Source organism: Kribbella speibonae (genome assembly GCF_004331375.1).
Lineage (GTDB): Bacteria > Actinomycetota > Actinomycetes > Propionibacteriales > Kribbellaceae > Kribbella > Kribbella sindirgiensis.
Map to the genome: position 1 here is coordinate 484527 of NZ_SJKC01000003.1, position 23776 is coordinate 508302.

Genomic DNA, 23776 nt, shown 5'->3' on the forward strand with positions numbered 1-23776 from the left:
CTCTAGGCGGGCAGATCCCTCCGGCGCAGCCCGACCAGACCGGCGAAACCGACGACGACCGCGATCGCGAGCAGGACGATCAACGGACCGGCTTGGACCGATCCGCCGGGGAGCGACGGCAGATGCGTGAACGGCGAGATGTCGCGAATCCAGCCGGCCGTGCTGACACCCGCGCTCACCAGGCCGATCAGAATGCACACCGTTGGCCCTGCCCACGATGCCATCGAGGCCTGCGGGAAGAACCCGAAGATCGCGATCGTGATCGCGGCCAGGACCCAGACGGCCGGGAGTTGGGTGAGCGCGGCACCGACCAGTCGCGGCAGTTGTCCGCCCACATCGCCGATCGCCGCGCCGTACGCAAGCCCTTCGGCGACCCCGGCCGCGAGCAGTGCGACGGCCGGTCCCAGCAGGCTGAACACGAGATGGCTCGCGGCCCACTGCCACCGACTCGTCGCGGTCGCCAGCACCGGCTCGACCCGCCCGCTGCTCTCCTCGACGCGCATCCTGAGCGTTGCCTGGACGGCGTACGCCGAGGCGATCAGGCCGACGAGCGTCATCACCCCGGCCAGGAACGAATCGATCAACCCGGCCGCGCCACCCATCCGCTGGAACATCTCCTGGATGCCCGGATCGTCGCGCATCATGTCTCCGACGCCTTCCGCCACACCGCCGAAAAGCAAGCCCAGCAAGGCGAATCCGACCGTCCACGCGGCGAGCAGACCGCGGTGCAGACGCCACGCCAGCGCGAGCGGCGAGCCCAGGGTCCCGTCCGCTGGGCCGAGCCGATCGGGTAGCAGGCCGGCGCCGACATCCCGCCGTACGGCGAGACTCACGGCTGTGACCACCAGCAGAACGGTCGCTGCGAGGAGGACGACCGCCAACCACCAACGGTTGTCGGCGTACGGGTGGATCCGTTGTGCCCAGGCGATCGGGGACAGGTACGACAGCCACGCGAGCGGGCCGTCCGTGTGCGCACTGGTGTCACCGGCGGCCCGCAGTACATAGGCGCCACCGAGTACGCCGATCGCGATGCCGCGTGCTGTCCCGGCGCTCGCGGTCAACTGGGCCGCGACGGCGCCGACCGCCGCGAAGAGCCAGCCGGTGCCCGCGTAGACGATGCCGATGGCAACCGATCCGGCGAGCGGCAGGTCCTGGCTGTGCATGCCGAGGGCAAGCAGTACGGCGAGCGCCAGGTTCGCGCCGAGTACCGTGATCAGCGCGGCGGCCAGCTGCGCGTGCCGCCCGACGACAGTTGCCCCGAGCAACTCACGGCGTCCGGTCTCCTCCTCGACACGGGTGTGCCGGATGATCGTCAGCAGGCTGATCAGCCCGACCATCACCGGTACGAACCCGAGTCGCCAGGTCACGAACTCACCCAGGCTCGGCCCGGACAGTTCGCCGTACAAGGTGATGAAGCCGGCGTTGCTCGCGTACTTGACCCGCGACTCCGGCGTCGGGAACAGGTCGCCGTACTCCTGCACGTAGCTCACCGAGATCGCCACGAGCAGCACGATCCACAGCGGCAGGACGACGCGATCGCGGCGCAGGATCAGCCGGATCAGGCCGCCGGTGCCCGCGAGCGACTTCATCGCACGGCCTCGGGCTCGTACAGCCGCAGGAACAGTTCCTCCAGCGACGGCGGCTGGCTGACCAGACTGCGTACGCCGATCTCGGTCAGGCGTCGTAGTACCGGGTTGATCTCGTCGGTGTCGACATCGAACTGGACCCGCCCGTCGATCGTCTTGAGGTCGTGGACGCCGGTCAGCTGCGCGAGACCGTCCATCGGGCCGACCAGTTCGGCCTGGATCGACGTACGAGTGAGATGCCTTAGTTCGTTCAGCGTGCCGCTCTCGACGGCGCGGCCGGCCCGGATGATCGTGACGCGATCGCACAGCGCCTCGACCTCGGACAGGATATGGCTGGACAGCAGCACCGTCCGGCCGTCGCGGTCGCTGATCTCCTGCACGACCTCGCGGAAGACCTCCTCCATCAACGGATCCAGGCCACTCGTCGGCTCGTCGAGAAGCAGGAGCTCGACATCTGAGGCGAACGCCGCCACCAGGGCGACCTTCTGCCGGTTGCCCTTCGAGTACGCGCGCGCCTTCTTCCGCGGGTCGAGGTCGAACCGCTCCAGCAACTCGGCCTTACGTTTCTTGTCCACGCCACCGCGCATCCGGCCGAGCAGGTCGATCGCCTCGCCGCCGGACAGGTTCGGCCACAGCGTCACGTCGCCCGGCACGTACGCGAGCCGGCGGTGCAGCTCGGTCGCGTCCGTCCACGGGTCGCCGTCCAGGACGACAGCTTTGCCTTCGTCGGAACGGGTCATCCCGAGCAGGATGCGAATGGTGGTGGTTTTCCCCGCGCCGTTCGGGCCGAGGAACCCGTGCACCTCACCGGTTCGCACCGTGAGGTCGAGACCGTCCAGGGCGTGCGTACGCCCGAACCGCTTGACCAGACCTTCCGTGCTGATCGCAGCCGGCATGATCACTTCTCCTGTTTCCGGGTGGTGTCTTCCTGGGTGAGTAGCGGGATCGTGAAGACCTCCATCAAGGCCTGCCCGATCCGGTTGTAGCCCTCGAGCGTGGTGATGTCCTCGCCGATCGCCTTCGAGACCTGGTCGCGGAACACGAACACGCTGAGCTTGATCGCGGCCAGCGCGGCGGCGTACCCGCGCCGGTCCTTCGGGTCGATGCCGAAGCTCTTCGTCCAGTCCTCGACCGCGTCGACCCCCTCGAGAAACAACGCGGTCGCGGTCTCCGAACCGTCCATCATCGAACGCACGAGATAGAGCTGCAGCGGAAACGCCAGCGGATGCAGCGCCAACGGATCGAGCCCGGTCAGGTCGTGATCCCGCGTCAGCTCGGCGCCGATCTGCAGCATCCGGTCCTTCGCGTACTGATCACACGCCGCCCGCAACGACTCCTTCGACCCGAAGTGATGCCGCACCAACCCCGACGACACACCCGCCTCGGCCGCGATGTCCCGAATCGACGCCCCCTCGATCCCCCGCTCCCCGAACAACCGAATCGCCGCATCCCGAATCCGGGCCCGCGCCGTCAAATCATCCGCCGACCGCTCCATCCCCAACTCCTCTCCCTACACACAACAGCAAACTACTACACGATCGTGTAGTCAAGTTGTCAGGGCGCGGTGAGCTGGAGCCGGCGGCTGCGGTGGGCGGGTGAGAAGTGGTGGGTGGGGAGTTGTTGTTTCGGCTCTTGTGACTGATGTGTGAGTGGTTGGCGCGGCCCGGCGGCGGAGTGCGCATTTTCGACAGGACGTGTCGACTGGCTGGGTAGTGCACCTGGGTGTGATCGCGCCCGCGCGTACGGCGTCCCACCGGTGCTCTACCTGTCGAGCCGCCGGTACCCTCGCAATCCCCGTGGCTGCTCGGGCTCCCCAAACCGGTTCGGGGAGCCCGGCACCCCGAAAACGGCAGGTGATCGTCCCCAAACCGGTTTGGGGGAGCCTTGCGGCCCCCTTGGGGAGAGTGGTGGGTGGGGGCAGGTGTGGTTGTGCTCTGCTGCCCGGTCCGGGAGTGAACCCTGGACAGCGGGGAAACAAAGTTGCAGATCGCGACGGTTTCTTTCCCGACAAGACGGGTCATCCGCTTCGGCGACACCACTTCGCTGTCGCGGGGCATCGCCGAAATCCACGACTCGTGTCAGCCGGTCGGTCGTGGCAATCGGGAACATGCGCTGGTCAGTGGGAATAGGCCATGGTGACTGGGGACTGGTGATATCAGCTGCCGGCCCACCATTGGCTGTTGCAGGATCCCGGATCGGGGTGATCGCCGCCCACACACCGGACAGAAGAGCCGCAACAGCCTGTTCAGTGCCACCAGATCAGGTCGACTGCACGCCATCTACTCGGCTGACCATCGCGTCGAGGGTCGGCCAAGGGGGCCTTCGCGTAGTACGCGCAGGAACTCCTCGCCGAAGCGCCTCCCGTTCGGGAACTGGTCGCCGACGTCCCAGCGCCACGCGGCGACCATCGCGAGTACGAGCTGGCGGCAGTCGTCCAGCAGCTCCTGGTCGACGTTCGGATAGTGCTCGCAGACGGCAACGGGAACATGCGCGAGATCGAACTCGACCGGTCCACGGCAGCACGTCTCGAAGTCGATGAACAGCGGGCCGTACGTCGTACTCAGCAGGTTCCCCGGATGTGGCTCGCCGTGCAGCAACTGCTCCTCGGCGCCGCGTTCGTCGATCGCCTGGCGCAGGCTCCGCAGCCTGTCGCCAAGGAACACGCGGTCGGCCTCGGGGAGCTCCGGCGACAGGCGCGGGTCGGCAACGATCTGTTCCGCCTCGGAGATCCGGTCCGAGAAGTGCGGGCTCGCCAGATCGACCTTGCGCATGCCCGCATGCAGCTGCTCGAGCGCCTTGGCGTAGTCGGCTGGTGAGACCTGCGGTGTCGCGGGCTCGTAGTAGGTCCACAGCGTCACCGCGAAGCCGTCGCGCGTGTACACCAACGGGTCCACCCGAGGCTCCAACGCGGCCACCGGCGCCCCAACCTCACCAAGCCGCTGAGCAAGCTCAACCTCGAACGCCGCAACCTCTTCACCCACCGGAGCGACGCGGGCAAAGACGTCGTACGGCGTCAGTCGTAGCGCCAGCTTGTTCGAGTTGTGGAGAACGATCGCGTCCTCGGCCGGCAGATCGAGCGATCCGGTGATCGACGTCGCGGCCGCGATCGCACGCGTGAGCTCGGGCATCTCCATGACTCCGTGAGGCTACCTTCGCGAGCTCGTCCTGTCCCTCGCATTTCGGCAAAGCCCGGTAAGAAGGTTACTTCGGGGTGACAAAGTTTCGTATCTTGTTGACACGGTGGTGGTTGCTGGTGTGGGTTCTTCCCCAAACACCAACACCAGCTGAAGGTGGGGCGGACCGGATGAGGAAGTTGTTGGCGGTGCTGGCGGCGTTGTGCGTGCTGGCGGCGATTCCTGGTACGGCGATGGCGGCCGAACCGGCGTCGAAGAAGGTCATCAAGATCGGGGTGACGCAGTCGGTCGACTCGATGAATCCGTTCCTCGCGGTGCGGTTGGTGACGGGGTCGATCCAGCGGATGATCTACGGGTTCCTGACGGTGCCGGACTCGAAGACGTTGCAGCCGAGCCCGGATCTGGCGGAGTCCTGGACGACGTCGCCGGACGGGTTGACCTGGACGTTCAAGATCCGCCAGGCGAAGTGGTCGGACGGGCAGCCGATCACCGCCGCCGACGCGGCCTGGACGTTCAACAAGATGATGACCGACGACGGCGCGAAGACCGGCAACGGCCCGGCGGTGGAGAACTTCCAGTCCGTCACCGCGAACGGCCAGGAGCTGACGATCAAGCTCAAGGCCCCGCAGGCGTCGATGCTGGACAACCCGGTGCCGATCATGCCCAAGCACGTCTGGGAGAAGGTCACGGACATCTCGAAGTACGAGGCCGAGGTGTACCCGACCGTCGGCAGCGGACCCTACGTCGCGGTGGAGCACAAGAAGGACCAGTTCGTCCGGCTGGAGGCGAACCCGGACTACTGGCGCGGCCGCCCGAAGATCGACGAGCTGCAGATCATCTTCTACGACAACCCCGCCGCCTCGATCGTCGGCCTGCGCAAGGGTGACATCGATCTGATCGGCCGTCTGAACCCGTCGGACTTCGAGTCGCTGAAGAACGACGGCAACATCGTCCAGTGGAACACGCAGGGCCGGCGCGCGACGTACCTGCAGATCAACCACGGTGCGACGACCAGCGACGACAAGCCGATCGGCGACGGGCATCCGGCGCTGAAGGACCCGAAGGTGCGGACGGCGCTGCACTACGCGATCGACAAGCAGAAACTGGTCGACGAGGTCCAGGGCGGGCTGGCGAAACCGGCCGACGGGTCGATCGTTCCGCCGCTGTACAAGGACTTCTTCTGGGAGGCGAGCGGCGCTGAGAAGGTCACGTTCGACCTCGCGAAGGCGAACAAGATCCTCGACGACGCGGGCTACAAGAAGGGCGCGGACGGCATCCGGACGATGCCGGACGGGTCGCGGAAACTGCAGTTCCGGTTCAGCATTCACACCGACACCCCGATCGAGGACAAGCTCGCCGAGTACCTGACCGGCTGGTACAAGGAGCTTGGGATCACGCTGACCACCAAGCGCCTGGACTCCAGCAAGTTCAGCGAGGAGACCGGTACGACGGCGCTGTTCGACATCGCGATCAGCGGCTGGTCGGTGAACCCGGACCCGGAGGAGGTGCTGGCCACGCACCTGTGCAGCCGGCGTCCGGGCGCCGACGGCAAGGGCGGCGGCACCGAGTCGTTCTACTGCGACCCGACGTACGAGAGCCTGTACCTGGAGCAGCAGAAGGAGCTCGACCGCGGAAAGCGCGCGGAAACGATCAAGAAAATGGAGGAAAGGCTCTACACCGACGCTCCGGTGATCGCGCTCTACTACCCGAACGACCTCGAGGGCTACCGCAAGGACCGGATCGCGAGCATCACCCCGATCCCGGAGGACAAGGGCCTGCTGTACGGCGGTTCCGGGTACTGGCCGTTCTACACGCTCGAGGCGGTGTCGAAGGACGGCGCGTCGGCTGACGGCGGTGGCTCGAACGCCGGCGTGATCGCGGGTGTCGCGGGCGGTGTCGTCGTTCTCGCACTGGCCGGTTTCTTCGTCCTGCGGCGCCGCGGCGGTGCGGCCGACGAGCGCGAATGACGACAACCGTCGAAGAGCTCGAGCAGACGCCGGTCCGCCATGGTCTGCTGCGGTACGCGGCGACCAAGGCGGGCGGGGCGTTGCTCAGCATCGCGATGGTGATCGTCGCGACGTTCTTCCTGTTCCGGATGCTGCCGGGCGATCCGGTCCGGGCGCTCGCGCAGGGCCGGAACATGACGCCGGAACAGCTGGATCTGGAGCGTGCGCGGCTCGGGCTGGACAAGTCGATTCCTGAGCAGTTCCTGCATTTCGTGGGTCAGACGCTGCGGTTCGACCTCGGGGTGTCGTACGAGTACAAGCGGCCGGTCCTCGACCTGATCGGGGAGCGGATCGGGTCGACGCTGCTGCTCACCGGTACGGCGCTGGTGCTCGCGGTGAGCCTCGGTCTCTGGCAGGGAGCGCGCGCCGGATGGAAGCCCGGCAGCAGGTTCGACAAAGTGTCGACCGCTATCTCGCTGGTGCTGTGGTCGGTGCCGACGTTCTGGCTCGGGCTGTTGCTGCTGATGGTGTTCGCGGCCGGAATCGGCCCGATTCCGGGGATGTTCCCGACCCGCGGAAGTTCGAGCGTCGACAAGCCGGACGGATTCGCCGGCGTCCTGGACGTCGGGCAGCACATGGTGCTGCCGTGCCTGACGCTGGTGGCGGTCGTCTACGCGCAGTACCTGCTGGTGATGCGGTCGTCGGTGATCGACGAGGTCGGCCAGGACTACATCACGACGGCGCGGGCGAAGGGCCTGCGCGACGACGACATTCGACGGAAACACGCAGTACCCAACGCGTTGCTGCCGACCGTGACGTTGGTGTTCATGCGGATCGGGTTCGTGGTCGGGGGCGCCGTGACGGTCGAGGCGATCTTCAGCTGGCCGGGGCTCGGGCAGCTGTTCTACGAGGCGATCCGGGTGCCGGACTTCACGTTGATGCAAGGAACGTTCCTGCTGATCACGGTGTCGGTGATCCTGATGAACACGTTGGCCGATGTCGTCTACCACCTGCTGGATCCGCGAGTGAGGTCAGCATGAGCACTGTGGCCTGGGTACGTCGGCGGCGCGCGATCGGACGGTTCTGGGCGGATTTCCGCACGCACCGTGCCGGTGTCGCCGGCCTGGTGATTCTGGCCGTCGCCGTGGTGCTGGCGCTGCTGGCGCCACTCTTCATCGACGCCGGCGTGACGAACGTGGTCAGCGGCACCGGAGAGAAGATGGCGCCGCCGAGTCTCGACGACCCGTTGGGGACGGACGAGTCGGGGCGGTCGGTGCTGCTGATGATCTGGTGGGGTTCCCGGACCTCGCTGCTGATCGGTTTCCTCGCGGCACTGCTCAGCATGGTGATCGGAACCGTGCTCGGTATCGCGGCCGGGCATTTCCGGCGCTGGATCGGTGCGGTGATCCTGCGGGTGACCGACTGGTTCCTGGTGCTCCCGTCGCTGGTCACCGCACTCGTACTGGCGGCGATCCTCGGTGGCTCCACCGCGACGATCATCGTCGCGATCGGCGTGACGTCCTGGCCGTCGACGGCGCGGCTGATCCGTGCGCAAACGTTGGCCGTGGAGGCACGCCCGTACATCGAGCGCTCCTTGGCGCTCGGCGCCGGCCACTGGCACATCGCGACGCGGCACGTGCTGCCCAACGTCGCACCGTTGCTGCTGGCCAGTACGACGCTGGAGGTGGCGAGTGCGATCGTCACCGAGTCGACGCTGGCGTTCCTCGGAGTGAGCGCGAACAAGACCTCGTGGGGAACGATGCTGCGCGGGTCCTACGACTGGGGTGCGGCGACCTCCGGCGCGTGGTGGTACATCCTCGTGCCGGGTCTGTGCATCGTGACCGTGGTGATGGCTTTCACCTTGTGCGGAAGGGCTTTGGAGACAGTGCTCAATCCCCGGCTGCGGACGCGTGCCCATGCTTGAGCTCGACGAGTTGTCCGTCACGTACCGGCTCGAGTCGGCCGACGTGCCCGCTGTACGGGGAGTCTCGCTGGAACTGACCGCCGGCGAGGCTCTCGGGCTGGCGGGAGAGTCGGGGTCGGGGAAGTCTTCGGTCGCGCTCGCGCTGCTCCGGCTGCTACCGCGCTCGGCTGCCGTCAGCGGGCGCGTGCTGCTGGACGGCGAGGACGTGCTGGCGATGAAGTGGGGCCGGCTGCGGGCCGTTCGGTGGTCGTCGGCGTCGATCGTGTTCCAGGGCGCGCAACACGGACTGAACCCGGTGCAGCGGATCGGCGACCAGATCGCGGAGCCGCTGCTCGTCCACCGGCAGGCGTCCGGCGCGGACGCGGCGGCCAGGGTACGGGAGCTGCTGGCACAGGTCGGTCTACCGGCCTGGCGCGCCCGGAGCTATCCGCACGAGCTGAGTGGTGGCCAACGGCAACGAGTGATGATCGCCATGGCCCTGGCGTGCGGCCCCCAGCTGATCATCGCCGACGAGCCGACCACCGCGCTCGACCTGATGGTCCAGGCGCAGGTGCTGACGCTGATCCGCCAGCTGATCGCGGATCACGGCATCTCGCTGCTGATGATCTCGCACGACCTGTCGGTGCTCGCGGACGTGTGCGACCGGCTGGCCGTGATGTACGCCGGGCGGCTGGTCGAGGTCGGCCCTTCGTCCGGGGAGTTCCGGCACCCGTACAGCCAGGCGCTGGCGGCGGCGTTCCCGACCGTCGGCGACCCCGCGTCCCGCCTCGCCCCGCGCGGCCTGGCCGGAGACCCGCCGGACCCACAACAGCTGCCGGGTGGTTGCGCCTTCCACCCGCGCTGCCCGGTCGCACTCGAGTCCTGTGCGACCTCCGACGTACAACTGCGGGCGTCCGGCGCCGACCGGACCGCCGCCTGTGTGCTGGTAGGGGAGTGACTCTTGCTAGAGGCAACTGATCTTCGGGTCGAGTTCCCCGGGCGCGGCGGCCGCCGGGCGCGGGCCGTCGACGGCGTGAACCTGTCCGTCGGCGCGGGTGAGATCCTCGCCCTCGTCGGCGAGTCAGGCTGCGGCAAGACCACGCTCGCGCGCACGTTGCTCGGGCTGGAGCGCCCGACGTCCGGCACGGTCGCGTACGACGGTACGCCGCTGAGCTACTCCGGCCGCGCGCTGCGGGCTTTCCGCCGTCAGGTGCAACTGGTCCTGCAGGACCCGATGGGATCGCTGAATCCCCGCCACACCGTGTACGAGGCGGTGGCCGAAGGCCCGCGGATCCACGGCCTGCCCGACGAAGAGGCCGTGGTGGCCGACGCCCTCGCGCGGGCCGGTCTGCGGCCGCCGGAACGGTTCTTCCAGCGTTTTCCGCACGAGTTGAGTGGTGGCCAGCGTCAACGCGTCGTGATCGCCGGAGCGCTCGCGCTCGACCCCAAGGTGCTGATCGCCGACGAACCCGTCGCGTCCCTGGACGCCTCGGTCCGCGGCGAGATCCTCTCGCTTCTGCTCCGGCTGCGCGACGACCTCGGGCTGTCCGCGCTCGTCGTCACCCACGACCTCGGCCTGGCCTGGAACATCGCCGACCGGGTCGCCGTCATGTACCTCGGCAGGATCGTCGAGTCCGGCCCCACCGAGGAGGTCCTGAAGAACCCGCAACACCCTTACACACAAGCGCTTCTGAGCGTTCTTCCCGAGTCCCCAGAACGCATCGTCCTGACTGGCGAACCGCCGGACCCGACCCGCATCCCGGCCGGCTGCCGTTTCCACCCCCGCTGCCAACTGGTAGCCGCCGGCAACGGAAAACCGGAGTGCAGCACGCGACCCTTACAGATCCTGCCCGCAGGCACGGAGTCCCAGGTCGCGTGCTACCTCGCGACGACCTGAACCGGCTCAGACCTCGTCGTCGTCCTCGGGCTCCTGGTCGGCGTCGGCGAGCGCCCACTTCAGCTGGAACTCGACCTCTTCCTCGTCCTCGCCGCGTTCGTGCTCGACGCTGATCCGCGCGTTCTTCGGCACCGTGAACCGCTCACCCGCGACCTGGATCCGGAACGGCTTGCCCGACTCCAGCGCGTCCGCGAGCCGCCGCAGCTTGGCCGCGAAGTCGGCGACCGAGTAGTCCTTCTCGACATCTCTCTCACTCATGCCGCCATCCAACCAGCCCGCGGGTTCTTCGAGCGGTTGACAATAGTTAACAAGAAGTAGAACTATTGCGGTATGGCGGAAGATCAGGTGGATCGGTTCTTCGAAGTACTGGCGGATCCCACCCGGCGGCACGTCGTACAGCTGCTGGGTGAAGGCCCGCGGCGCGCCGGGCAGCTGGCCGCCGCGACCGGGGCGTCGTCGCCCGCGATGAGCCGGCACCTGCGGATCCTGCTCGAGGCCGGCCTGGTCGCCGACGAGCGTGTCCCGGACGACGCCCGGGTCCGCGTCTTCCGCCTCAACCCCGAGCCCGTCGTCGCCGTCCAGGCCTGGCTCGACCAGGTCCAGGCGCACTGGCGCGAGCAACTGGGCTCCTTCAAACGCCATGTCGAGCAGAAAGGGAAGTCCGATGACTGAACCGTCCGCGACCGCATCGGTCGAGGTCGCCGTCGATCCGGCAACTGCGTTCGAGATCTTCACCGAGGAGATCGATCTGTGGTGGGTGCGCGGCCCGATCAACTTCTTCGACGCCGCCCGCGCCACCGCGATGCAGATCGAGCCCGGCGTCGGAGGCCGCATCCTCGAGGTGTACTCGCCGCCCGACGATGTCCTCGAGCTCGGCAAGATCACCGACTGGACCCCGGGCGCGCTGTTCGCCTATCGCAGTTCGGTCGACGACACCGAGACCCGCATCGGCTTCGAGGCGTACGACGGCGGCACTCGCGTGACCGTCGTACAGTCGCTCGTCCCCGGTGGCAAGAAGGCCTTCTACTTCTGGCCGAACGTGATCCACTGGCTCCCGGCCTGGGCCGAACGGCGCGATCACGCGTCACGGACACCGCGTGAGCTGGACCGGCTCGCGATCGCCTTGTACTACGAGGATCCTGCCGCCGCGGCCCGCTGGCTGCACACGGTCTTCGGCCTGGACTCGTGGGACAAGATCCCGGCCGAGGGCACAGACCCGTCCTGGATCGAGCTGCAGGTCGGCGCCCGCGCGATCCTGCTCTTCAGGCTCACGGAGAAGCGTACCGCGCAACTGGACCACGGTGTCTGGGTGTACGTCGACGATCTCGACGCCCACTTCGCGCACAGTCAGGAGAATGGCGCGAAGATCCTCTCGGACATCCACCAGCACGGGTACCGTTGCTACGAAGCCGAGGACCTGGAGGGCCACCAGTGGACGTTCGCTCAGGCCCGCCCGACGATGGCGTGACCGAGCAGCCGCTCACCGGGGGCCGTATGACGGCCGGGGTGGTTCGGGTCGCCGACACGGTACGCCGGCCCGCGTCGGAGTTCTCGGCGTTCACCGCGGACCTCCTGGAACTCCTTGCCGACAAGGGGTTCACGGCCGCTCCGAAGTACCTGGGCCAGGACGACAGCGGCCGCGACATCCTCACGTACGTCGAGGGCTGGGTGCCGTCGAGATACCAACGCTGGTCCGACCGCCAGGTCGCCGCCGCAGGTGCACTGATCCGGGCCTTCCACGACGCCACCCGAGACAGCCCCTTGGCCGCCGGCCGGCAGGTTGTCTGTCACCACGACCCTGCTCCCACCAACTTCGTCTTCACGGACGACCTGCCCGTCGCGCTGATCGACTTCGACCTGGCTGAGCCCGGCGATCCCCTTGAGGACCTCGGGTACGCCGCCTGGACCTGGTGCATCGCGTCCAAGTACGGCGACGCCGACCGCCAGGCGGCGCAGGTCGGTGTCCTGGCGGACGCGTACGGACTACCTGCGACGGACCGCACCGCACTCGTCGACGCCACGCTCGAACGTCAGCTCCGTAACGTCCAGTTCTGGACCGAGGCGAGCATCGACGTGGCGGACGACGTCCGTGCCGAGCGCATCGCCTGGTCCTACCGCGAACACGACTTCACGCTCGCTAACAGAGCGGTGTTCAGAGGCGGCCGGCCTTCTTGAGGGCGAGGTATGTGTCCGCGAGCGCGGGGGCGATGTGGTCCGGGGGTTCGTCGACGACAGTGACACCGGCCCGCGTGAGAGTGGCGGTGAGGCGGTCCCGGTCGAGGCGGGTGCGAGCGGCCGAGGCAGCGCCGTACACGTCCAGTAGATCGCCGCGGGCCGCCTCGAGCTCCGTGAGGCGTGGGTCGGCGACGGACGCCAGCAGGACGACATGACGGCGCAGCAGCGGGCCGATGACGGGTAGCAGGGACTCCTCGATCACCGCCGGGTCGAGGCCCGTCAGCAGAACGACGAGGGAGCGTTGCCCCAACCGCTCCAGCACCTGTGACACGACGATGCGGAAGTCGGTCTGCACGAGCTCTGCCTCGACGTTCGCGAGAGCGTTCACGAACGACGGCAGCACGTCTTCCGGCGCAGGACGCCGTACGTCGGCCCGCACCGCGGAATCGCACGCCAGCAAGGAGACGCGGTCCCCGGCGCGGGTGGCCAGCGCGGCCAGCAGCAACGCGGCGTCCATCGCGTGGTCCAGCCGCGGCGCATCCCCGACCCGGCCCGCGGACAGCCGTCCGGAGTCGATCACGATCACGACCTGCCGGTCCCGTTCCGGTCGCCAGGTCCGCAGTACGACGTTCCCGCGCCGCGCCGTCGCGCGCCAGTCGATACTCCGTACGTCGTCACCGGGCACGTAGTCCCGTAGCGAGTCGAACTCCGTCCCCTGCCCGCGCACCAGCAGCGCCGTACGGCCGTCCAGCTCCCGCAGCCGGGCCAGCCGCGACGGTAGGTGCTTCCGGCTCTTGAACGGCGGCAGCGCCCGCAGCGTCCAGGCGACCTGATGCGATCCCTGACGTCCGGCGAACCCCAGTGGGCCGATGGACCGCACAGTCACCCGGTACGCGTGCCGGTCGCCCCTGCGCGTCGGGAGCAGATGTGTTGTCAGCCGCCGCCGCTCGCCCGACGGCAGGTCCAGCTTGTGCGGCAGATCCAGGACGCCGGCGGACGGCGGCCACGCGTCCCGCAGCAACCCGCGCACTCGCCGTCCCGGGTTGGTGATCAGGAGGTTCACCGCAGCCTGCTCACCGAGCCGTACGGCGTTGTCGCCTTCCCGACTGAACTGCAGCCGCCGCGGCGATCCAGCCAGCAGTATGTCCACCAGACACACCACCAGGACCGCAGCAACGACCGCACCGACGCCGGCCCACGACGGCATCACCAGAGCGACGAACACCACTCCAGCTGAAGCCAGGAGGCCGGCTCGGCCAGTCAGGACCATCAGCGTGGCACCGGCACCGTCGCGAGCACGCTCTCCAGCACCGCGTCCGCACTGACACCCTCCAGCTCAGCCTCCGGCCGCACCTGCACTCGATGCCGAAGGCAAGGACGCGCCATCGCCTTCACGTCGTCCGGGATCACGTAGTCGCGGCCGGACAGCCACGCCCACGCGCGGGAGACCGCCAGCAACGCCGTGGCACCACGCGGCGAGACACCCAGCTGCAGCGACGGCGACTGGCGCGTGGCGCGGCACAGGTCGACGACGTACGCCAGTACGTCCTCCCGGACCGCAACCCGGCGTACGGCGTTCTGTCCGGCCAGCAGGTCCTCCGGGCCGGCCACCGGGCGCAACCCAGCCGCCTCCAAGTCGCGTGGGTCGAAGCCCTGGGCGTGCCGAGCGAGTACGGCGATCTCAGCGTCGCGGGGCGGGATGTCCAGCGTCACCTTCAGCAGGAACCGGTCCAGCTGCGCCTCGGGCAGCGGGTAGGTGCCCTCGTACTCCACCGGGTTCTGGGTGGCGGCGACGACGAACGGAACCGGGAGCTTGCGCGGCTCACCGTCCACAGTGACCTGCCGCTCCTCCATTGCCTCCAGCAACGCTGCCTGCGTCTTCGGCGGCGTCCGGTTGATCTCGTCCGCCAGCAGGATGTTCGTGAACACAGGGCCCGGCCGGAACTCGAACTCGCTCGTCTTCGCGTCGTACACCAGCGACCCGGTCACGTCACCCGGCATCAGGTCGGGGGTGAACTGCACGCGCTTGGTGTCCAGCCGCATCGCCGTCGACAGCGCCCGCACCATGAGCGTCTTCGCCGTACCCGGGACGCCCTCCAGCAGTACGTGGCCACGGCAGAGCAGGGCGAGTACCAGTGCGGTCACAGCAGTGTCCTGGCCGACCACCGCCTTGCCGATCTCGGTCCGGAGCGCGACCAGCGCCTGCCGGGCCTGGTCCGCGGTGACCTCGGTAGTCGTCACGGGTGTCGTACCTCCTGCGTCAGTACGTCGAGTTCCTGGGACAAGGACATCAGAGCGGCGTCAGTGAGCGGCGGCAGGCCGTAGAGCAGCTCGTACAGCATGGCTGGGTCCCGGCCGGTGCGTGCGGCGACAGTCGCGACCACGGCCGACGGATCGGCCCGCCGCGGGATGCCGTGCGCCTCGTGCAGCTGGCCGAGTGCGGACTCGCGCAAGGCCGACGCGGCGCGGTCGCGGGCCCGTGAGCGTCGGTAGAGCCTGGCCCTGCCCTCGGTCGTCTCAGCCGCGTGCACGATCACCGGCAGCCGCTCTGCCACCACAGGGCCGAGCCGCCGCCCGCGCCAGATCGCTACGACCAGTACGGCGAACGCCAGCGCCCAGGCGATGTAGCGGACATCAGGCGGGATCAGCTGTGCGCTGCTCTCGCCGTCTGAGTCGGGGTAGTCCGACTCCCACTGCGGCAGGTACCAGGTCAGGTCCTGGTGCGTGCCGAGCAGGTTGAGCGCCAACGCCGCGTTGCCGTCCTCCGCGAGCCGGTCGTTGATGAACGACGACGGCGTACCGATCACGTCGACGAGCCGGTCGCCGACCTGCAGCCGGATGACGGTGTTGTTGATGCCGTCGCCGTAACAGGTGGTCGCGCCCTCAGGAGCGGAGTACGTCGGTCCGTTGACGGTGACCGTGCCGGCCTTCACCGCGGCGGGAAGCTCACAGCCAGGCTGACGGCTGCGGACGGCCAGCGAGTTGCCAGTCGGCCGTACACCGGGCGCCAGAGCGTCCAGAGCGCGACTGCCGGGCCGCATCAGGATGACGTGGCTCCACTGCGCCTCTGCGATCCGCCGCCAGTCCCCGTCGTCCAGTGAGCCACCTGGGCCGATGAGGAGCGTGCTGCCGCCTCCTGCTTGTACGGCGTCGTTCAGCGACTCTGTGCCGTGCACGTCGACGTTGTGGTCCTCCAGCAACGCTGCCAGCGCCCGTGCTCCCGTGGACTCGGTGGAGTCCGGGCTGAACTGTCCTGACGTCCGTGCGGTCGTTGCGATCAGGACAACGATCGCAGCCAGCACAATGAGGCCAGTGACGAGGAGCGGTGTCCGCAACGCACGCCAGCTCTCGCCAACGCTCCGCCCGACCGGCGTACTCATGCAGCCACCCGTGCAGTCCGCGCCGCGTCATCAGCAGCCACGACAACGGCGTACCGCTCCGGCGTTCCAGGGCGGTTGCCGTAGACAACCTCCGTGAACACCAGTGCGGCCGGCTGCAGTGGATCCCGAAGTACAGGTGCCGCTCGCGACGCATCAGCAACGACCTCGTACGCCGTACGTCCGGCCCGCTCGTCCAGCACGGTCCGCTCGGTCAGCTCCGCTACACACGCCCGGAAGCGGCTGCGGATCGCCAACGCGAGGTCTCCGGCCGCAGCCTCCCGCTCCGCCAGCGCGCGGTACTCCGCGGCGCTCTGCGGACGGGTGGTGTCGAAGACGGCCTGGGCCTTCACCCTCCGGCTGGTTCGCAGTACGCCGGACCGCCAGAGCACCACGACCACCACAAGGACCAGCAGACCGATCAGCATGGTCAGGCCGGCGTGGCCGTTGGGTGACGAGCCGGTGAGGCTGTCCAGCAGGTCTCCGATCCAGTCCACCACCTTGCCGAGGGCCCGCTCGATCAGCGAGCCGGAGTCCCGGTACGCGGACTTGGACAGCTCCTTGGCCGCCTCCTGGGCGGCCTGGTCCCGGTCGATGTCGACCGGCGGCTCCAGCGGGAAGAAGGTCACGAAGAAGGTCACACGGTCTCCTCGAACCGCAGGGCCGGCCGCATCCACAGGTCGAGACCTTCCCGGCGGACCCGGAGGTCGAGGTAGATCAGGGCCTGCACGGCGGACATGAACGCCAGGCTCGCGATCAGCGTCATCAGCGTCGCGATCCCCGCCGCCACGCCCAGCACGATCGTCACCACCACGGCACCGGTGCTGTCACTCAGATCGGCCCACGCGCCGACGGTGACGATCAGCGCGGTCACACCGAACTGCAGCGCGTAGCCGATGATGTTCACCACCAACCCGCCGAACAGCAGGATCCCGAACACCCGCCAGAACTTGCCCTTCACGAGCTGCCAGGACCGCCGCAGCGCACCCCAGACACCCACCCGGACCGGGATGTACAGACCGATATCCGGTGCGTGCCGGCCTTCCATCAGCACCACGGTGCCCGCGAGCACCAGCCGGATACCGAAGATCAGCACCAGGATGCCGCCGACGAACATCATCGCCAGCGCTGCGGCTCCAGCCGCCGCGGAAGAGACCGCCGCGTCCGCTCCGGCGCCGATACCGAGCACCGCGAGTCCCCAGCCGCCGATCAGCAGCATGAACGACAGGGACTGCACCAGACCGACAGCAGCAAGTGCGGGCAGCGCAGGTCGCACCAGCCGCATCAGCTCGCGTGGACCGGCCCGATGCGCCAGCTGGCTCCGCACCGCCGCCAGCGCGATGATGCCGGCCAGCATGCTCGACACCACCGAGAACAGCACCACCTGTACGCCGTACGTGAGCAAAAGCGCCGCACCGGCCTGCCCGAACGGATCCTCCGTCCCGAAGAACCCGCCGAGCCCACCCGGTACGGCGACCTCGGTCAGAACGGCCTGCACCGCGACCAGGGCGATCCCGGCCAGCACCGGCAGCCCCAGCATGATCGTCTTGTTGTCGGAGATGGTCCGGGCGGCGTTGTCGAGCAGATCCGCCGGGAGCCACGGCCGCAGCGGCTCGGTCGCCACGTCGTCGTGCAGGCGCATACTCTGGTCGGCCACTGCGTACCTCCTCCCGGTGACTGTCTTGGGTGAACCGTCGTACCAGCCGGCACGTGAGTTGTGGTGAACCCCCGCCGTGCACCATGATCACAGCCCAACTCGGGGTCATACGGCGATCCGGCGTGTGCAGTACCGGGGGAATGGGACACTATCCGTAGTGCGTACGGCCTGGCACCCGCCGGGCGCACCCCGAGCAGTCGAATCGGTCGGCAGCGGACGGCAAGGAGCTAAGGGCGTGGCAGACGGTAACCGGACGATGCGGGGCCGCATCCTCATCGTCGACGACGACACAGCGTTGTCGGAGATGCTCAGCATCGTGCTGCGCAACGAGGGCTACGACACTTATCTGGTCGCAACCGGTGACAAGGCGGTACCGGCGTTCCGGGAGTTCAAGCCCGATCTGCTGCTGCTCGACCTGATGCTGCCCGGTATGGACGGGATCGACGTCTGCCGGGCGATCCGGGCGGAGTCCGGCGTGCCGATCGTGATGCTGACCGCCAAGAGCGACACCGTCGACGTGGTGCTCGGGCTGGAGTCCGGCGCCGACGACTACGTGGTCAAGCCGTTCAAGCCGAAGGAGCTGGTGGCCCGGATCCGGGCCCGGCTGCGCCGGATGGACGAGCCCGGCCCGGAGTCGCTGACCATCGGCGACCTCACCATCGACGTCGCCGGCCACTCGGTGAAGCGGGCCGGCGAGACGATCCAGCTGACGCCGCTGGAGTTCGACCTGCTGGTCTGCCTGGCGTCGAAGCCCTGGCAGGTGTTCACCCGCGAGGTGCTGCTGGAGCAGGTCTGGGGCTACCGGCACGCCGCCGACACCCGGCTGGTGAACGTGCACGTCCAGCGGCTGCGCTCCAAGATCGAGAAGGACCCTGAGCACCCGGAGATCGTGGTCACGGTCCGCGGTGTCGGATACAAGGCGGGTGCGGACTGATCGAGTACGGACGCGGCCAAGAGTCGCAGGCTGCCGCCGACGACTCCGGTGTGGACCCCGGCACCGAGGTACACACCGGACAGATCGCCGACCATCAGGGTGGGCAGCCGACGGCACCGCCCGAGCAGGAGGTGGCCGAGTCCCGCGGGACGGAACTGGTGACCGTCGCCGCGGTGGACTGGTCTGCCCAGCCGCAGCCACTCTGGCGGACCCACCCCAAGCACTGGCCGGACATCTGGCGGCGGTCCATCCAGGCGCGGATCGTCACCGGCACCCTGCTGATGTCGACGCTGGTCCTGATCCTGGTCGGCTGGGTGATGATGAGCCAGGTCACCGACGGTGTCCTGGAGTCCCGCCGCGACAGCGCCCAGGCAGAGGTCCGCGCGCAGCTCCAGCAGCTGACCGTGCGGATCGACGCCGCCAACCGCAACACCGTCAACCAGGAGCTGTCCAAGCTGGTCCTGGGCTCCAACCGCCCGGGCCTGTACGACGTCCTGCTGGTGCCGACCGACCAGGCGGCGTCCAACGCGATCCGCTACACCGGACTGGTCGACAGCAACTCGATCCCGCAGCCGCTGGCCTCCTCCGTGGTGAGTGACGGCTCCAAGCTGTGGGACACGTACACGCTGATCAACTACCGGGAGAGCCCGAGCGTCCCGGGGCTGGTGATCGGTTCGCAGATCCGGATCGACTCGACCGGCGACAAGTACGCGATCTACTTCCTGTTCCCGCTCACGGCGCAGCAGGAGACCCTGGACGTCGTACAGCGGGCTCTGGTGACCGCGGGTCTGTTGCTGATCGTTCTGCTGGGTGCTGTGGCCTGGCTGGTCACCCGGCAGGTCGTGACGCCGGTGCGGATGGCCCGGCGCATCGCTGAGCGGCTGGCGGCCGGCAAGCTCGAGGAGCGGATGCAGGTCCGCGGCACCGACGACCTGGCGCGGCTGGCGGTGTCGTTCAACAAGATGGCCTCCAACCTGCAGCGGCAGATCCGCCGGCTGGAGGAGCTCTCCCGGCTGCAGCGCCGGTTCGTGTCGGACGTGTCCCACGAGCTGCGGACGCCGCTGACCACGGTCCGGATGGCCGCCGACCTGCTGCACGAGAGCCGTGACCAGTTCGACCCGATCAGCCGCCGCTCGGTGGAGCTGCTGCAGAACGAGCTCAACCGGTTCGAGGAGCTGCTCGCCGACCTGCTGGAGATCAGCCGGTTCGACGCCGGAGCGGCCGCCCTCGACCTGGAGGACGTCGACCTGCGCGACATCGTCAACCGGGTCCTCGAGAACCACGAGACCCTGCTGGACCGCAAGGGCTGCCCGGTCGAGCTGGACATGCCGAGGCCGTGCCGGGCCAAGGTCGACTCCCGCCGGATCGAGCGGATCCTGCGCAACCTGATCGGCAACGCGATCGAGCACAGCGAAGGCCTGCCGATCAAGATCAGCACGGCGTACGACGACGATGCCGCCGCGGTGGCCGTCCGCGACCACGGGGTCGGGTTCCGGTCCGAGGAGGCGGAGATGGTGTTCAGCCGGTTCTGGCGGGCCGATCCGGCCCGGGCCCGGACCACGGGTGGCACCGGTCTCGGCCTGTCGATCGCGCTCGAGGACGCCCGGCTGCACGGCGGCCGCCTGGACGCGTGGGGTTCGCCCGGCGACGGCGCGTACTTCCGCCTGACCCTGCCGCGCCGCCCGGACGTGGCGCTCACCGGCTCGCCGCTGCCACCGCGCCCGGCCGACGCGACCCGGGTCGTCACCGAGCTCGTCGACGTCGGTGCGCCGTACCAGAAGCTGAGCGGCGGTGAGGAGCTGTGAGACGCCGGCTGCTCGGAGTACTGCTGGCCGTGGCGCTGCTCGGCGGCTGCGCGACCGTGCCGACCAAGGGCACCGTCCGCAACGGCGAGCGCCAGGGCCTCGCACCGGACCTGGGCGGCGTCGGCGTCGAGGCGAAGCCACCGCGGGCGAACGTCGACGACATGTCCATCGTCAGCGGCTTCCTGGAGGCGATGTCGGACTCCCAGGCGTACGACGTGGCGCGGCAGTACATGACCCCGGAGGCCGCGGGGCAATGGAAGCCGGAGTCGCAGACCGTGGTGTACGACCAGAACCCCGAGTCACTGACCCGGAAGGAGGGCGGGATCCAGCTGACCGCCAAGAAGATCGCCACGATCGGTGCGCGCGGTGAGTGGACCCCGGCCGCGTCGAACGAGAAGGCCGACTTCTTCTTCCAGCTGAAGAAGGTCGACGGGCAGCTCCGGGTCGCCAAGGCGCCCCCGGGCGCGTACCTGGGCAGCAACCAGGTCGACCTGAAACTCGCCCCCCGGGACCTGTACTTCTTCAACCAGCCCAGGAACCTGCTGGTGCCGGACCAGGTCTGGCTGCCGCAGAACCTCCCGTCCGGCCAGGCCGCGACGCAGCTCATCCAGGAGCTGCTGAAGGGCCCGACCACGCGGCTGGGCAACGGCGTCGTCTCCATCGCACCGCCCGGCACCGAGGTGCAGGTGTCGGTCCCGGTGGACCTCGGCGTGGCCACCGTGGCGCTGAACGACACCGCCGGATCGCTCCGCGACCAGGACCGGCGGCTGCTGGCGGCGCAGATCGTCTGGACGCTCAACCAGCTCAATCTCCGGGCCAAGATCACCGTCGGCGGCGCGCCGCTGCTGCCGGACGAGCCGGAGGTGCTGCCGTTCACCAACTTCAGCGCGTACGACCCGCAGGCGTCGGTCGGTGCGATGACCAAGCTGTACGGGCTGCTGGCGGAGAAACCGCAGCGGATCGTCGGACTGGACGGGTCCTCGAACATCTCCGCCGAGCCGCTGAACTCAGGCCCGTTGGCGCTCTACAAGGCACGGGCCTTCGCGGTCACGCTGGCGGGCGACGCCGGGGCGATCGTCACCGCTGACGGTCACAAGGTCGTCTACGGGAAGCTGGAGCCGGCCGACAACGCCGGCAAGGTGACCCCGATCCAGGTCGAAGGGAAGACCTTGACGCCGAGCTTCGACGGCCAGGACAACCTGTGGTTCCTGGACAGGGCCGACAGCGACCACCCGCGGCTGCGCGTCCGCCGTGACGACGGGCGTCTGGTCTCGGTCGCGACCGACTTCGGGAAAGACACTCCGGTCGCTCTGAGGATGGCGCCGGACGGTGTCCGGGCGCTGCTGGTGATGCACAGCGCGGCCACCCGGCAGAACTATGTCCAGACCGCGACGGTTCAGACCACGGACGGCGGCAAGCAACTGATGCTGCGGGAGTTCCGGCAGCTGAGGCTGCAGCTGACCAACATCACGGACGCGGCCTGGGACAAGCAGAACATCATCGTGATCGGGTCCGGCAACGCGGCGCCCCAGGCCTGGCTGGTCAGCACGGACGGCTCCAGCCTGCAGTTGCTGCCGGGTTCGGCGCCGGGCTTCGTCCCCGAACACGTCGCGTCGAACACGCACAAGGACACGCTGCCGGTGATCCAGGACGACGCCGGCCGCATCCACTGGCTCAGCAAGGACCTTGGCTGGGTCTCCATGGACTCCGACAACAGCGAGGCCACCATCATCCCCACCTACCCCGGCTGATCCCCGGCTGACCCGGTTGTCCACAGGCTCGGGCGGCCGGGGTTGCGGGGGCCGCCGCGGATCGTGGACCGTGAGGTGGTGCGCGGGTGGGACGGGTGCGTGGACCTGGTGCTCGGCGGGCGGTGCGCGGGCTGCACGCGACCCGGCGTCACTCTCTGTGGTGGTTGCCGTCGGCTACTGACCGAACTGACTCCGTTCCGTACATGGCCTGACCCGCGTCCACCCGGTCTCGCGCCCCCGACCGCCGCCGCGCCGTACGCCGGGGAGCTCCGGAACCTGATCCTCGCGCACAAGGAGCACGCGCGGTACGCCCTTGCCAGGCCACTCGGTGAGCTGCTGGCGAACGTCGTACGGGCGGCCCTGGAGCAGCGGCAGGCGGCGTGGATCTGCCCGGTGCCGTCGCCGCGGGCAACGGTCCGCCGGCGCGGGCACGACCCGCTCGGGCGGATGACGAAGGCAGCCGTCAGATCCCTGCGCAGACAGGGAATCGACGCCCGGACGGCCGCCGCGCTGCGGGTCGTGGGACGTCCCGACGACCAGGCCGGGTTGTCCGCGGAACGCCGTACCGCGAACCTGGACGGGGCGTTCGGGCTGCGTTCGCGCTGGGCTGAAACGCTGATCGATCAACCGGTCCTGCTGGTCGACGACGTGATCACCACCGGATCCACGCTCAGCGAGGCCTGCCGCGCCTTGGAATCCCGGGGAATCCAGGTCCTCGGCTGTGCGCTGCTCGCGGCGACCTCGCGACACCGGACGTCTGGTTCATGAGAACTTCCCTACCGGTTTTCGCCGAAGCCGACTAGCGTTGGCTTATGACACCCGCTAGGGCTTGTCGGGCAGTGGAGTGGTGGAGGACCGGATCAGCCGGATTCCTCGCCACCGGGTCCGACGGGTTCGACAGCGGGTGTTCTCGTTTCGGGCACCGTCACCACGAGTACGGGGGTCCGAACACGTAAAAGAAGTCGCCGATCGATGGAGGTTTCCGTGGACGTCGTTGTCAAGGGTCATCACTGCGAGGTCAGTGACCGCTTCCGGCAGTACGTCGAGGAAAAACTCGAGCGGATCGAGAAGGTCGATCACCGGGTACTGCGGTGCGAGGTGGAAGTCAGCCAGGAGAAGAACCCGCGACAGCACGATCGGGCGATGCGTGTCGAGCTCACCATGTACACCAAGGGTCCGGTGGTCCGCGCAGAGGCGTGCGGGGAGACCAAGCAGGCAGCGTTCGACGTCTGCCTGGACCGGCTCCGGTCCCAGGTCCGCAAGGCGGCCGACCGCCGCCGTGTGCACCGTGGTGAGCGTGCGCCGGAAGGCCTGCGGCACGTGAACGCGAAGCAGCCGCTCAACGGCAACGCACCTGTAGTGGAGGAACCAGTCGCCGAGGACGAGGTGGCGACGCACAAGTACGGATCTCTCCTGGTCACCGGCGACGGACCGCTGGTGATGCGCGAGAAGACCCACACCGCCAAGCCGATGACCCTGGACCAGGCGCTCTACGAGCTCGAACTGGTCGGGCACGACTTCTACCTGTTCGTCGATGCCGACGAGAACCAGCCCAGTGTCGTCTACCGGCGCCGCGGCTACGACTACGGCGTCATCCGGCTGGCCGTCTAG

The 23776-nt window shown here is 68.6% G+C and carries 23 protein-coding genes; 13 read left to right on the plus strand and 10 right to left on the minus strand.

The genetic code is table 11. The annotated features are described in order from the left end of the window. Nucleotides 1-2 precede the first annotated feature (2 nt). The 4 genes from E0H92_RS23595 to E0H92_RS23610 form a co-directional block, all read right to left on the minus strand. Nucleotides 3-1589, minus strand: coding sequence for an ABC transporter permease (locus E0H92_RS23595; protein WP_131497746.1), 1587 nt, complete (start codon nucleotides 1587-1589; stop codon nucleotides 3-5). Beyond that, nucleotides 1586-2482, minus strand: a complete 897-nt coding sequence (locus tag E0H92_RS23600) for an ABC transporter ATP-binding protein (protein ID WP_131287481.1) — start codon at nucleotides 2480-2482, stop codon at nucleotides 1586-1588. The genes E0H92_RS23595 and E0H92_RS23600 overlap by 4 nt, the downstream gene beginning before the upstream one ends. A gap of 2 nt (nucleotides 2483-2484) precedes the next feature. Beyond that, nucleotides 2485-3081, minus strand: coding sequence for a TetR/AcrR family transcriptional regulator (locus E0H92_RS23605; RefSeq protein ID WP_131497747.1), 597 nt, complete (start codon nucleotides 3079-3081; stop codon nucleotides 2485-2487). Nucleotides 3082-3865: 784 nt separating this feature from the next. Then, a complete protein-coding gene (locus E0H92_RS23610; RefSeq protein WP_238173559.1) occupies nucleotides 3866-4714 on the minus strand; it encodes a phosphotransferase family protein in 849 nt (282 codons plus the stop codon). A gap of 176 nt (nucleotides 4715-4890) precedes the next feature. Here E0H92_RS23610 and E0H92_RS23615 point away from each other — a divergent pair, with 176 nt between their 5' ends. The 5 genes from E0H92_RS23615 to E0H92_RS23635 are packed head-to-tail and all read left to right on the plus strand — an operon-like array spanning nucleotide 4891 to nucleotide 10466. Then, a complete protein-coding gene (locus tag E0H92_RS23615; protein ID WP_131497748.1) occupies nucleotides 4891-6687 on the plus strand; it encodes an ABC transporter substrate-binding protein in 1797 nt (598 codons plus the stop codon). After that, a complete protein-coding gene (locus tag E0H92_RS23620; RefSeq protein WP_131460128.1) occupies nucleotides 6684-7706 on the plus strand; it encodes an ABC transporter permease in 1023 nt (340 codons plus the stop codon). Before E0H92_RS23615 ends, E0H92_RS23620 begins: the two co-directional genes overlap by 4 nt. Continuing rightward, nucleotides 7703-8590, plus strand: a complete 888-nt coding sequence (locus tag E0H92_RS23625) for an ABC transporter permease (protein WP_131497749.1) — start codon at nucleotides 7703-7705, stop codon at nucleotides 8588-8590. The genes E0H92_RS23620 and E0H92_RS23625 overlap by 4 nt, the downstream gene beginning before the upstream one ends. Next, the gene (locus E0H92_RS23630) at nucleotides 8583-9527 is read left to right on the plus strand and encodes an ABC transporter ATP-binding protein (protein ID WP_238173560.1); all 945 of its coding nucleotides are present in this window, start codon (nucleotides 8583-8585) and stop codon (nucleotides 9525-9527) included. The genes E0H92_RS23625 and E0H92_RS23630 overlap by 8 nt, the downstream gene beginning before the upstream one ends. Before the next feature lie 3 nt (nucleotides 9528-9530). Further along, complete coding sequence (locus tag E0H92_RS23635; protein WP_131497751.1) at nucleotides 9531-10466, plus strand: ABC transporter ATP-binding protein; 936 nt, start codon at nucleotides 9531-9533, stop codon at nucleotides 10464-10466. Between the two features lie 6 nt (nucleotides 10467-10472). On the opposite strand, the gene E0H92_RS23640 is transcribed toward E0H92_RS23635, so the two are convergent. Beyond that, nucleotides 10473-10724, minus strand: a complete 252-nt coding sequence (locus tag E0H92_RS23640) for an amphi-Trp domain-containing protein (RefSeq protein WP_131460124.1) — start codon at nucleotides 10722-10724, stop codon at nucleotides 10473-10475. A 72-nt stretch (nucleotides 10725-10796) separates the two neighbouring features. Here E0H92_RS23640 and E0H92_RS23645 point away from each other — a divergent pair, with 72 nt between their 5' ends. From E0H92_RS23645 to E0H92_RS23655, 3 genes are read left to right on the plus strand one after another with little or no spacing between them, the layout of a single operon-like run. Continuing rightward, nucleotides 10797-11138, plus strand: a complete 342-nt coding sequence (locus E0H92_RS23645) for an ArsR/SmtB family transcription factor (protein WP_131497752.1) — start codon at nucleotides 10797-10799, stop codon at nucleotides 11136-11138. Beyond that, nucleotides 11131-11934 (plus strand): VOC family protein, encoded by an 804-nt coding sequence (locus E0H92_RS23650; RefSeq protein ID WP_131497753.1) that lies wholly within the window; start codon nucleotides 11131-11133, stop codon nucleotides 11932-11934. The genes E0H92_RS23645 and E0H92_RS23650 overlap by 8 nt, the downstream gene beginning before the upstream one ends. Then, nucleotides 11931-12641 carry a phosphotransferase gene (locus E0H92_RS23655; protein ID WP_202873784.1) on the plus strand — a complete coding sequence of 237 codons (711 nt, stop codon included), beginning with the start codon at nucleotides 11931-11933 and terminating at the stop codon, nucleotides 12639-12641. Before E0H92_RS23650 ends, E0H92_RS23655 begins: the two co-directional genes overlap by 4 nt. Here E0H92_RS23655 and E0H92_RS23660 read toward each other — a convergent pair. Genes E0H92_RS23660 through E0H92_RS23680 form a run of 5 tightly spaced genes read right to left on the minus strand, consistent with a single transcriptional unit; the run spans nucleotide 12619 to nucleotide 17675 of the window. After that, the gene (locus E0H92_RS23660) at nucleotides 12619-13866 is read right to left on the minus strand and encodes a DUF58 domain-containing protein (RefSeq protein WP_238152504.1); all 1248 of its coding nucleotides are present in this window, start codon (nucleotides 13864-13866) and stop codon (nucleotides 12619-12621) included. The genes E0H92_RS23655 and E0H92_RS23660 overlap by 23 nt on opposite strands. A gap of 44 nt (nucleotides 13867-13910) precedes the next feature. Then, nucleotides 13911-14882, minus strand: a complete 972-nt coding sequence (locus E0H92_RS23665) for an AAA family ATPase (protein WP_131287453.1) — start codon at nucleotides 14880-14882, stop codon at nucleotides 13911-13913. Continuing rightward, a complete protein-coding gene (locus E0H92_RS23670; protein WP_131460120.1) occupies nucleotides 14879-16021 on the minus strand; it encodes a DUF4350 domain-containing protein in 1143 nt (380 codons plus the stop codon). Before E0H92_RS23670 ends, E0H92_RS23665 begins: the two co-directional genes overlap by 4 nt. Continuing rightward, complete coding sequence (locus E0H92_RS23675) at nucleotides 16018-16659, minus strand: DUF4129 domain-containing protein (protein ID WP_238152503.1); 642 nt, start codon at nucleotides 16657-16659, stop codon at nucleotides 16018-16020. Before E0H92_RS23675 ends, E0H92_RS23670 begins: the two co-directional genes overlap by 4 nt. Continuing rightward, nucleotides 16656-17675, minus strand: coding sequence for a hypothetical protein (locus tag E0H92_RS23680; RefSeq protein WP_238173561.1), 1020 nt, complete (start codon nucleotides 17673-17675; stop codon nucleotides 16656-16658). The genes E0H92_RS23675 and E0H92_RS23680 overlap by 4 nt, the downstream gene beginning before the upstream one ends. 256 nt (nucleotides 17676-17931) lie before the next feature. Here E0H92_RS23680 and mtrA point away from each other — a divergent pair, with 256 nt between their 5' ends. The 5 genes from mtrA to hpf all read left to right on the plus strand — a co-directional run bounded on the left by mtrA (nucleotide 17932) and on the right by hpf (nucleotide 23776). After that, the gene (gene mtrA, locus E0H92_RS23685) at nucleotides 17932-18609 is read left to right on the plus strand and encodes an MtrAB system response regulator MtrA (RefSeq protein WP_130445425.1); all 678 of its coding nucleotides are present in this window, start codon (nucleotides 17932-17934) and stop codon (nucleotides 18607-18609) included. Between the two features lie 50 nt (nucleotides 18610-18659). After that, nucleotides 18660-20414, plus strand: a complete 1755-nt coding sequence (mtrB, locus tag E0H92_RS23690; RefSeq protein WP_238152501.1) for an MtrAB system histidine kinase MtrB — start codon at nucleotides 18660-18662, stop codon at nucleotides 20412-20414. Then, nucleotides 20411-22165 (plus strand): LpqB family beta-propeller domain-containing protein, encoded by a 1755-nt coding sequence (locus tag E0H92_RS23695; protein WP_131497754.1) that lies wholly within the window; start codon nucleotides 20411-20413, stop codon nucleotides 22163-22165. Before mtrB ends, E0H92_RS23695 begins: the two co-directional genes overlap by 4 nt. 78 nt (nucleotides 22166-22243) lie before the next feature. Continuing rightward, nucleotides 22244-22933, plus strand: coding sequence for a ComF family protein (locus tag E0H92_RS23700; protein WP_238173562.1), 690 nt, complete (start codon nucleotides 22244-22246; stop codon nucleotides 22931-22933). Nucleotides 22934-23149: 216 nt separating this feature from the next. Next, nucleotides 23150-23776 (plus strand): ribosome hibernation-promoting factor, HPF/YfiA family, encoded by a 627-nt coding sequence (hpf, locus tag E0H92_RS23705; RefSeq protein ID WP_198682368.1) that lies wholly within the window; start codon nucleotides 23150-23152, stop codon nucleotides 23774-23776.